The sequence below is a fragment of the Chryseobacterium oryzae genome, assembly GCF_022811665.1.
Lineage (GTDB): Bacteria > Bacteroidota > Bacteroidia > Flavobacteriales > Weeksellaceae > Chryseobacterium > Chryseobacterium oryzae.
In genome coordinates this window covers 2,641,516-2,653,089 of the sequence record NZ_CP094529.1, presented here as the reverse complement: position 1 = coordinate 2,653,089, position 11,574 = coordinate 2,641,516, and the positions used below count along the sequence as shown (strand labels likewise).

Below are 11,574 nucleotides of genomic sequence, written 5' to 3'. Positions count from 1 at the left end.
TGTGGTTGATCACACCTACACAACAGGTACTCCGGCTGATGGATTTTATACTGTTACTACATCATCACATCAAACGATGTCATATATTAAAACAGATCTCACCGGAAATAAAGATGCCGGGTTTAATAATATTCTCGATGGCTCTACAGATGGGAGATACTTAATGATCAATATCAATTCTCAAAAATCTATAATATATAGTGTTGGAAGCTTAAATGTTAATATTGGTCAGCAATATCGCTTTAGAATTGACATGGCTGGGTTGTGTAATAACTGTGCAGATATTCCTAGATTACGATTGAATGTAAAGGATAATAATAGTAATATTATAGCAAGTGTTGATTCGGATAATTTATCCGTCGCAAATGATGATGTTTGGAGGAGATTGGCTCTGTTGTTTAATGCTACAACATCAGTTGTTACCATTGAAATTGTTAATTTACAACCCAATGGAGCTAGTGGAAATGATGTTGGGATTGATAATGTTGTTTTAGCTCAACTTGCGTGCGATTCGGATGGAGATGGAGTGGTAAATACTTTAGATAATGATAATGATAATGATGGTATTCTTGATACGACAGAAGGGTTTTGTGCTACAACTGGTTTTGAAGGGTTTGATACTAGTCCGTTACTACCAACTGTAAATGGTAATAATTTTCAGAGTACTAATCCCTATAATGGATGGACGGCTGTTGATAAGACTACAGGGTCTGTGTTGCCTAATGATGCATTTAATATCATACGTGTAAATGGTAGTAGTTATACTTCAGGTCCCAACACTGCACAATCGGGGAGTCAATATCTTGATATAAATGGTGCAAGTGCATACATATATAAAGATTTTTCTTTTACAAATCCTACGGTTGTTAATGCTTCAGCTTGGTTTTCGAATAGAGAGTCTGCTTCTTCGGGTTATACGTCATTTAACACAAGAATTATAATTTTTAAACTAGTAAATGGTGTTGAACAGATTTCAGGGCAAGGGGATTTAATCCAATTCTCCCGATCTCTGGGAGATAAAGGATGGTTTAACAGTAGTATTTCTAATCTTCCTCTATCGGCTGGCTCTTATCGTATTAAAATGTATGTTGACAATTATGGGCATGTAGATAGTATTTCATATTGTTTCTCTACGGATACTGATGGTGATCATATTCCGGATTATTTAGATCCAGATTCAGATGGAGATGGTTGTCCGGATGCAATTGAAGGTTCTGAAAATGTAACTTATTCTATGGTTAATCCATTGACGGCTACAACAAATCCAGGTCAAATAAAAGTAAGATATGATGGTATTACTACCGGAACACCTTCCGAGATTATTAGTACTGCATCAACGGCTAATGGTGTTCCTCAATTAGTTAATAATGCTATAAATAATACTAATTCAAGTATTGGTCTTTCAAATAATACTCATGCTGGTTTGGTAGATAATACGGACGGAACAGCAGATGTTGGTCAAGGAAAGGGTAACTCTCAAGATAATAGTTTGAATGACTGTAAATGTTATAGAAATCCAAGTTCAAGTGGAATGGATCTTCCTACTCTTCACGGTATCACTTCTTTCAATAGAGCAGGATCAGGTAATTCAAACTGGCCAATGGTAAGAAATAATGGCTGGACTGCACTTGAGTCTAATACTAAACCTTTCGTTATGAATAGAATGCCAAGTGCAACAGCGAACGGAACAAATATTTTTTCGGGAGAACCTCTTTCAAATGGCTCTGCTGCAATCACTGCTCCTGTAGTTGGGATGACCTATTATGATACAACCAACGATTGTATGAAAATAAATATTGATGGTACAAGAACAGGATGGAAGTGTTTTAAAACGCAGTCTTGCCCAGAAGAAAATTAATTTTAAAATTAAAATTATGAAACTTATATATTCAATTTTTATAAACGTTTTTTTTGTTTCTTCTCTTGCCGCACAAGTTGCTATTGGGAAGCAAACTGTACAGCCTGGAGTTTCTTTAGAGTTCGGGACAGGTAATAAGGGCTTGATTTTGCCGTGGGTTCTTAATACTAACGGAACTACAGTTGAATTGAATTCTGCAGCTAATGCAAAAGGAGGAGCTTTGGTTTTGGACGTCAACGATAAAAAAGTGAAGATTTCAAAAAATGACGGAACTTGGGTAGATCTTACCGTTCATGTAAATGAAAAACCAGCTACCGGTGGCAATACAGCTATCGATAATAGCTTGCAAACAGGAACAGTGTATACTCAAAATAGTAGTGCTAAGTCTCAAATTGGAGGGACTGTTAATGATACTACTCCGGGAATTTTAGTTTTGGCAGATACCAACAAAGCAATGATACCGCCTTTGGTGACGAATCCTGCAGATAATATTAAAAATCCCGCACCCGGGATGATTGTTTTTGATTCTGTGAAAAAACTATTCTGTGTGTATAATGGTACGGTTTGGTCTTATTGGAGAGCAGATAACTGAGTTTTTTTTAAAATAATAATACTTAGCCACTTCATTTTGAAGTGGTTTTTTATTGTGAGAGAAAATTAATTTTGTTGATTTATATTCTCTATTTGGCACTAAAAATTAAACACAATCCTGTGAAATATTAAAATAGCTATTCAATGCTATTAATTGGTTTTAATTTTTTTAGAAAAAGATATATTTTAACTATAATTTACAATTAAATTTAATGTGATGTGTACAAAATATAATTTAAAATTATTGTAAAGGTGGTTACTTATTGTAATTTGTTAATTAATTGTATGCTTGGAATAGTTGTTAATTCTAGTAATTATATTTGTATTTATATTTTTTTATCTTTGCAGAAATACAAATGTTTGGATAAAAACTATCCTTTTTCTAATTTAGTATTAGTTACTGCCATAATTATATTTTCATTTCTAGGTAATAATATTGTTGCTCAGAAAACTATTGCAGGTAACGTTTCAAGAAAATATTTGGATTCTAATTCCAAGTCCGTCGATTCATCCGCTGTCATTTTTGTAGGTCTAAATACATATATTTCCAATTCGGAACAATTTACCAACGCAATTATTGTTAAACATTCTAAAGCTCTTCAAATAGCTAAAAAGAAAAACAGTTTTCGGAAAAATGTTTTGATAGCCAAAAATAAAGCATTTGAAAAGATTATTGCGAAAACAGTTAAAAACGTAAAATCTAATTTTTCCAATAGAATAAATCAGGGAAATAATAGCAATTTTATATATTCAATTTCACTCGGACAAAATATTGCCAATATACCTATTTATAGTTTTAAAGTTTTCAAAGATTTTAAATGCGCAAGTAGGGATTTATATATATCATTTTTTTTATCTGAACTTACAGCGGGAAATATTTATAAAGGCAATATTTTACTGATAATAAATGATGTGTTGAGTTACTCGCTGTTTTCTAGGCCTCCTCCCTACAATTATTTTTCTCAAACTTGATCTAATATTGCATCATCATTTTTTATAAGATAAAGAATGATGATGATTTGGGTGAGTGATTTTTATTATCACACATTATTTATTAATAAAATACGATAAAATATGAAAAACAAAGTTATTTTACTTTGCCTGGGTTTGGGCATTGGAACCATTAGCGCACAAGTGGGTATAGGAACAGCGCAGCCAAAAGCTACATTAGATATTGTAGGACAAGCTTCATCAAGTGCAGTATTAGACGGTGTAATAGCACCTAGATTATCGGGTAATCAATTAAATGGGAAAACTTACACAACCGATCAAACGGGAGCTATTGTGTTCGTTACTGCAGCAAGAACAGATGCTGCAACTAGCCAAACTACCAATGTTACAGCTGTTGGTTATTACTTTTACGATGGTGCTAAATGGATTAATATGAGTGGTGCGGATTGGAGTTTATTGGGCAACTCTGGTACTACTGCAGCATCTGGAGCCTTAGGCAGTGCAATTAGCTCAGGCAACTTTATTGGGACGAAGGATGCACAAAATCTAACAGTCGGTACCAATGGAAAAATTGTTGCTACGATTGATACTAACGGTAATTTTATTGGTGGCAATAGTAGCACATCATCACCTTATGCTGGGTTTGTTTGGGGATCTAATAACAATATTGGTACGGCAAGTTCAATGGGAGATAGTTCAAGATTTGTACTAGGTAAGAGTAATGATATTAGCTCTGCCTCCACTCAGCCAGTTTATATTTATGGAGAGGGTAATGAGATGAATTCGGGTATGGCTTTTGGACGATCTAATAAAACAGGAGGTTCGGCAAATCCTAACAATCTTGCTATTGGTTCAAGTAATAGTGTAAATGCTGGGATGGCATTTGGTAATAGTAATACAGTTACTGGCGGGATTGCTTTTGGTTCAAGCAATAAAGCAGCAACAAATGTTGTAACACTCGGATTTAATAATGATGGGACAGTTGGGAATAATACAATTATTGTTGGAAATGGTGGTGTGTCTGGTTCAGCTGATAACAATTCAAATATTTATGCGAATAACATGCATTCTTTTGTACATGGGCAAGGTAGTACCTCTACTAGAGTAGGTATTAATGTGGCACGTACAACAAGTGACGGTGATGCGGATCTTGCTGTGAAAACGGGCATCAAAGTGACAACAGTTTCTACTGCACCAACGTGTAATGCCAACAATGCAGGTTTGATCGTTTTTACAGGTAGTAACTTTCTAGGTTGCGACGGAAGTGGTTGGAGAGTATTAGATAATTAATTTTTTTTTAATATAAATGATGAATGTTACATTTTTAAAGAAGTATTTGGTTATACTAGCCCTAGTACTATTTTCTGCCAATATCTTGGCACAAGGCTATACACCGATGCGTGGTGGAGCTATAGAGGCAAAAGCAGTAAACGATAATGGTTTTTGCTTTGGTTGTTATAATGGTTCTTTAGATCCACTCATAGATTCCAATCTTAATAATTACGTTTCCATGGGTAGTTTTGTAACATTGTCTGGAGGGAATGGTATTTCTGTAAAAGATAAAAATCATAATTACCCTGCGGGTACAATAACAGGGTTTAATATAGATCTTGGTGGAGGTTTAATCACTGCGAGCTTATTGAGTTCTTTAAGGATTAGTACTTATAAAGATGGCGTTTTGCAAGAATCTACAACAAGTACTTCGCTTCTTTCTGTTCCTGCTTTCGCGGGTAACAAATCAAGAATATTCTTGCATTTTAGGACAAATAAAAGTTTTAATGAAGTAAGATTATATCAAAAAAATGCAATATCCATTTTCACTGCGATGAATGTGTACTATGCATTTGCTTTTGATCCTAAGAAGATGCCAGAAGATAATAATAACATTTGTGATGATATTATTTCTGGTAGTGGTGTAGATAATAATGTATCTGGTAGTAGTAGTTTTATCGCACCATTATCTTATGTTTTTAATAAGCAAAATATCTCCGATGGTGATAAGAACTCTTTTGGTACCATTATGTTGCCATTGGGTGTAGCGGGATCTTATTCTGTAGGTTTACTAGATACAAATCAAACGTATCCTGCTGGTAATAGAGCTGGTTTCGTAATCTCTCCAGATGATGAAGGTAAGTTGTTAAGTGCCGAGTTTTTGAAAAATATAACTATCGAAACTTACCTGTATGGTCAGCTACAAGATTCTGAAAATCTACTTAATGGTGGTGGTATTATCAATATCAAAGTTTTAGGTTTTGGTACAGGGAAGCAAAAAGTATCGCTCAATACAACAAAACCTTTTAATGAAATTAGACTAAAGGTGACACAAACTTTAGGTGTAAACCTTGGTGCACTGAAGGTTTACTATGCTTTTGAAGAACCAGTTGGTTGCGATTGTGATGATAAGATACAAACAAGTGTTTCTGCAATCGCTGGTAATTTGCAAACAGGTATTAATTGGACTTCTGGGCAAGGCTTATTTGGTATATTATTTTCTAAAATGATAAACCCGGAAGCTATTGTTGATGCCAACAAAGAGAATTATGCAACGGCTACTATACCTGCGGCTTCTTTCTTAAGTTTATTTTCTGCTTATGCAACGGTTAATACTAATTCTATACAACCTGCAAATACTTTCGCGGGTTTCACAATAGACAAGGCGGCCAATCTTGCAGGGGTAAGTTTCTTAGAGCTTGTTACGGTGACGCTTTACCGAGATAATGTGCAAACAGATGTTTTCACAGGTTCTGGCAGTCTTATAAGTGGTAATTTAATTACGTCTAACTCTAATAAGTTTTATGTTGGTGGTAAGTCTACAAAACCATTTAATAGAATGAAAATTACGTTCTACAGTGGTTCTGGTATACGTTTTCCACAAACTTACAATATATACAATGCTTTTGCAAGCAAGGATGATGATAATGACGGGGTGCCAAACTGCTATGATCTTTGTCCTAACGGAAATGATTCTATTGATAACAATGGTAATGGTATTCCAGATTGTGCAGAAGGATGTTCAGCACTTAATGATAAGTCTCAAGCGTTAGATACAGATGGAGATGGTGTACCGGATGCCTGTGATATGGACTCTGATAATGATGGTATTCCCGATGCACTTGAAGATGTTAATAAAAATGGCTTTTACGAAGATGATGATAATGAAGGAGATCAGAATTTCATTTCAGTTTTAGGCGATTCTGTACCAAATTATAGAGATCTGGATTCTGATAATGATGGTATTTTAGATCTTTTTGAAGCGGGAATTCCAATGAGCGTTCTTAATACTATAGACAAAGATAAAAATGGTATTATAGATTCAGATATTTCAGTTGGTACAAATGGTATTGCAGATATATTAGAAACCTCTCCGGACTCAGGAGTAATGAAATATAAACTTAAAGATACCGATGGTGATGGTGTTCCAGATTATATGGATTTAAAATCAAACAGTTTTGATTTTGATTTGCATAAAATTGGCAAAGAAAATTTAGATCCATTATTTGGAGGTTTTATCAACTTAATAAAAGATAATGATAAAGATGGTATCATGGACCAAATTGACACTGATATAGTAAATAGAGGTGCTCCAGGTTCTCCACTTTCACCGTATTCACTTCAAGGTAGAGTTGGTTTCTCTAACGTCGAGCCAGAGGTAATAAAAGATGATAAAATTTATCCAAATCCAGTTAAATCAGGTGATGTGCTAAATATAGAAACTAAAAATCCAGAAGGAAAGACAACATACTATATTTACTCCGCACAAGGTCAATTAGTAAAATCTGACTCTTTTGTAGGGAAAATACAGGTTTCTACAGCATCTCTAGTTGCTGGATTTTACATTGTGAAACTTCAAACTGGAGAAAGTGTAAAATCTTATAAAATTATTGTTAAATAATTAAAAAGATTTCCTAACTCATTTAGATATGCCACTCAAATTTGAGTGGCATATTTTTTTTATTTGTTTAAATGTCATATATTTGCAAAATCATTTGGCACGATTTACAATATTAATTCAAATAAAGAATACTCTTTCATGTAATTGAGAGGGCGTTTTCTATTTGTATTGTTCACTAAATTAGGCTGAAGTATAAAGTATTTTGCATTACGCCGTGAAAAGATATACCGGTGTTGCAGTTAGGAAATTAGAATTAAGAACTAGGGTGCAAGATTTCTTTACAATAGTGCCAAATATCAATAATCTAGCCTCGTGATCTCTTTTTTTTAAATTTTCTGATATTTTTTAATCAAAATATTTTTTAACCCTTTCTTAAAAGTTTTATGAGTAAAACAACATCAACAACTAGGGGAGTGGAGAGAATTAATTTCTCTTCGGCTAAAGGAAAAATCATTACTCCGGATTTCTTAGATATCCAGTTAGAGTCATTTAAAGATTTTTTCCAGTTAGATACACTTCCTGAGGACAGAAAGAAAGAAGGTTTGCATAAAACCTTCCAGGAAAACTTTCCTATTACCGATTCTAGAAACCAATTCGTATTGGAGTTTTTAGATTATTTGGTAGATTCTCCACGTTATTCGATCGACGAGTGTGTGGAAAGAGGTTTAACGTATTCAGTTCCTCTAAAAGCCAGACTTAAATTATATTGTACAGACCCTGAACATGAAGATTTTCAGACAGTTGTACAGGATGTATATTTAGGTCCGGTTCCTTATATGACCCCTTCTGGTTCATTCATTATTAATGGAGCGGAGCGTGTTATTGTAACTCAGTTACACAGATCTCCGGGTGTGTTCTTCGGACAGACATATCACGCTAACGGAACCAAATTGTATTATTCAAGAATTATTCCTTTTAAAGGATCTTGGATGGAATTTACAACCGATATCAACAGCGTAATGTACGCGTATATCGATCGTAAGAAAAAATTACCTTTAACAACATTATTAAGAGCAATCGGTTTCGAATCTGATAAGGATATTCTTCAGATTTTCGACCTTGCAGAAGAAGTAAAAGTTTCTAAAGCTGCCCTTAAAAAAGTAGAAGGAAGAACATTAGCTGCGAGAGTTTTGAACACTTGGTTTGAAGATTTCGTAGACGAAGATACCGGTGAGGTTGTTTCTATCGAAAGAAACGAAATCATCTTAGATAGAGAAACAATTCTTGAAAAAGAGCATTTAGATCTTATTTTGGATGCTGGTGTGAAATCTATCCTGATTCACAAAGAAAATTCAAACGAATTCTCTATCATCCAGAATACTTTACAAAAAGACCCTACTAACTCTGAAAAAGAAGCAGTAGAATACATCTACCGTCAGTTAAGAAATGCAGATCCGCCAGATGAGGAAACTGCAAGAGGAATTATCGAAAAATTATTCTTCTCCGAGCAAAGATATTCATTAGGAGAAGTTGGACGTTACAGACTGAACAAAAAATTAGGTCTTAATATTCCTACAACCACTGAGGTTCTTACCAAAGAAGATATCATTGCGATTGTAAGACACTTAATAGAATTGGTTAACTCTAAAGCTGAGGTTGATGATATCGACCACTTATCTAACAGAAGAATTAAAACTGTTGGTGAGCAATTGGCAGGGCAGTTCGGTGTAGGTCTTTCTAGAATTGCAAGAACAATTAAGGAGAGAATGAACGTTAGAGATAACGAAATCTTTACTCCGCTAGATCTTGTTAACGCTAAAACTTTAACATCAGTAATTAACTCATTCTTTGGTACCAACCAGCTTTCTCAGTTTATGGACCAAACCAACCCACTTTCAGAAATTACGCACAAGCGTAGACTTTCTGCACTAGGGCCTGGTGGTTTATCAAGAGAAAGAGCAGGTTTCGAGGTTCGAGACGTTCACCATACTCACTACGGAAGAATTTGTCCGATTGAAACTCCGGAAGGACCAAACATTGGTTTGATTTCTTCTCTAGGGATTTATGCTAAAATCAATACTCTAGGTTTCATTGAAACTCCATACAGAAAAGTTGAAGGTGGTAAAGTAGATTTAAATGCAGATCCAATCTATTTAAATGCGGAGGACGAAGAAGATAAAGTAATTGCTCAGGCAAACGTTGAGTTAAGTGACAATGGTGATTTCGAAACAGATAGAATTATTGCCCGTCTTGATGGAGATTATCCTGTAGTAGAACCTTCTGAAGTTAATTTAATTGATGTAGCGCCTAACCAGATTTCTGGTATTTCAGCTTCATTAATTCCGTTCTTGGAACATGATGATGCGAACCGTGCATTGATGGGATCTAACATGATGCGTCAGGCAGTTCCTTTGTTGAAGCCACAAGCTCCAATCGTAGGTACAGGTCTGGAACAACAGGTGGCTAAAGATTCTAGAATTTTAATTAATGCAGAAGGAAGAGGTAGCGTAGAATATGTAGATGCAGATAAAATTGTTATTAAATATGAAAGAAGCGAAGACGAAGATTTAGTATCATTCGAATCTGCTACGAAAACATATAATTTAACAAAATTCAGAAAAACCAACCAAAGTACAACCATTACTCTAAGACCAAACGTAAGAGTTGGAGATACAGTACAGAAAGGACAGGTTCTTTGTGATGGTTATGCTACAGAAAAAGGAGAATTGGCTCTTGGTAGAAACCTTGTTGTAGCGTTCATGCCTTGGAAAGGATACAACTTCGAGGATGCCATCGTAATCAACGAAAAAGTTGTGCGTGAAGACTGGTTTACTTCAATCCACGTAGATGAATATTCTCTTGAAGTTCGTGATACCAAATTAGGTATGGAAGAACTTACAGCAGATATTCCGAACGTTTCTGAAGAAGCTACTAAAGATCTTGATGAGAACGGTATGATTAGAATCGGGGCTGAAGTGAAGCCTGGTGATATCATGATTGGTAAGATTACTCCAAAAGGAGAATCTGATCCTACGCCGGAAGAAAAATTACTTAGAGCAATATTCGGTGACAAAGCTGGTGATGTAAAAGATGCTTCATTGAAAGCAGATTCATCATTAAGAGGTGTTGTTATCGATAAAAAATTGTTCTCAAGAAACATTAAAGATAAAAAGAAAAGAACTGAAGAAAAACTGAAGCTTGAAGAAATTGAAAACACTTACAAAGCTAAGTTTGACGAGTTAAGAAATACTTTAATCGAAAAATTGAACACGTTAGTGAGCGGTAAAACTTCTCAGGGAGTTACTAATGACTTAGACGAAGAAATTATCGGTAAGGGTGTTAAATTCACTCATAAATTGTTAACTTCAGTTGAAGATTATGTAAACGTTAGCGGTGCAGATTGGACTGTTGATAACGATAAAAATGAGTTAATTAAACAATTAATTCACAATTACAAAATTAAATACAACGATATCCAAGGAGTTAAAAACCGTGAGAAATTTGCAATTTCAATCGGAGATGAGCTTCCTGCAGGTATCATGAAGTTGGCTAAAGTCTATATTGCTAAAAAACGTAAACTGAATGTTGGGGATAAAATGGCAGGTCGTCACGGTAACAAAGGTATCGTTTCGAGAATCGTTCGTGAAGAAGATATGCCTTTCCTAGAAGACGGAACACCGGTAGATATCGTATTGAATCCACTTGGGGTACCTTCTCGTATGAACATCGGACAGATTTATGAAACAGTTCTTGGATGGGCTGGTCAGAAACTGGGTATGAAGTTCGCTACGCCAATCTTTGATGGAGCAACATTAGATCAGATTACAGAATATACCGATAAAGCAGGTCTTCCTAAATTCGGACATACTTATCTTTACGATGGTGGTACCGGAGAGAGATTCTCACAAGCGGCAACAGTTGGTATCATCTATATGTTGAAATTAGGACACATGGTTGACGACAAAATGCACGCACGTTCTATTGGACCTTATTCACTCATTACTCAGCAGCCTTTAGGAGGTAAAGCTCAGTTTGGTGGACAGCGTTTTGGAGAGATGGAGGTTTGGGCACTTGAAGCATTCGGTGCATCTAACATCTTGAGAGAAATCTTGACTGTGAAGTCGGATGACGTGATTGGTAGAGCAAAAACTTATGAAGCGATTGCAAAAGGAGAAGCAATGCCAGAACCTGGTATTCCGGAATCTTTCAATGTATTACTTCACGAGTTACAAGGTCTTGGATTAGACGTAAGATTGGAGGAGTAAGATATCAGATGTCAGACACTAGATGTCAGATTATGTGGCTCTAAAAATTTTAAAACCAGTTGAATTTGGAATGATGA

At 35.2% G+C, this 11,574-nt stretch carries 6 protein-coding genes; all 6 read left to right on the top strand.

Annotation, left to right across the window (positions count from 1 at the left end; all coding sequences use genetic code 11):
* The first annotated feature begins 253 nt into the window (after positions 1 to 253).
* The 6 genes from MTP08_RS12020 (at position 254) to rpoB (ending at position 11,497) form a co-directional block, all read left to right on the top strand.
* Positions 254 to 1,858: a hypothetical protein gene (locus MTP08_RS12020; protein WP_243576159.1), complete on the top strand. Its 1,605-nt coding sequence runs from the start codon at positions 254 to 256 to the stop codon at positions 1,856 to 1,858.
* Positions 1,859 to 1,874: 16 nt separating this feature from the next.
* Positions 1,875 to 2,450: a hypothetical protein gene (locus tag MTP08_RS12015; RefSeq protein ID WP_243576158.1), complete on the top strand. Its 576-nt coding sequence runs from the start codon at positions 1,875 to 1,877 to the stop codon at positions 2,448 to 2,450.
* A gap of 284 nt (positions 2,451 to 2,734) precedes the next feature.
* Entirely contained in the window at positions 2,735 to 3,421 is a 687-nt protein-coding gene (locus MTP08_RS12010) for a hypothetical protein (RefSeq protein ID WP_243576157.1), read from the top strand.
* Between the two features lie 102 nt (positions 3,422 to 3,523).
* Positions 3,524 to 4,690, top strand: coding sequence for a hypothetical protein (locus MTP08_RS12005; RefSeq protein WP_243576156.1), 1,167 nt, complete (start codon positions 3,524 to 3,526; stop codon positions 4,688 to 4,690).
* Between the two features lie 16 nt (positions 4,691 to 4,706).
* The gene (locus MTP08_RS12000; protein WP_243576155.1) at positions 4,707 to 7,292 is read left to right on the top strand and encodes a T9SS type A sorting domain-containing protein; all 2,586 of its coding nucleotides are present in this window, start codon (positions 4,707 to 4,709) and stop codon (positions 7,290 to 7,292) included.
* Positions 7,293 to 7,675: 383 nt separating this feature from the next.
* Entirely contained in the window at positions 7,676 to 11,497 is a 3,822-nt protein-coding gene (gene rpoB, locus MTP08_RS11995; RefSeq protein ID WP_209391038.1) for a DNA-directed RNA polymerase subunit beta, read from the top strand.
* Positions 11,498 to 11,574: the final 77 nt, after the last annotated feature.

Bases quoted from the DNA above. Each gene is read 5' to 3' on its own strand.
- MTP08_RS12020 (WP_243576159.1), top strand. From the start codon at position 254: ATGGCTGGGTTGTGTAATAACTGTGCAGATATTCCTAGATTACGATTG.
- MTP08_RS12015 (WP_243576158.1), top strand. From the start codon at position 1,875: ATGAAACTTATATATTCAATTTTTATAAACGTTTTTTTTGTTTCTTCT.
- MTP08_RS12010 (WP_243576157.1), top strand. From the start codon at position 2,735: ATGCTTGGAATAGTTGTTAATTCTAGTAATTATATTTGTATTTATATT.
- MTP08_RS12005 (WP_243576156.1), top strand. From the start codon at position 3,524: ATGAAAAACAAAGTTATTTTACTTTGCCTGGGTTTGGGCATTGGAACC.
- MTP08_RS12000 (WP_243576155.1), top strand. From the start codon at position 4,707: ATGATGAATGTTACATTTTTAAAGAAGTATTTGGTTATACTAGCCCTA.
- rpoB (WP_209391038.1), top strand. From the start codon at position 7,676: ATGAGTAAAACAACATCAACAACTAGGGGAGTGGAGAGAATTAATTTC.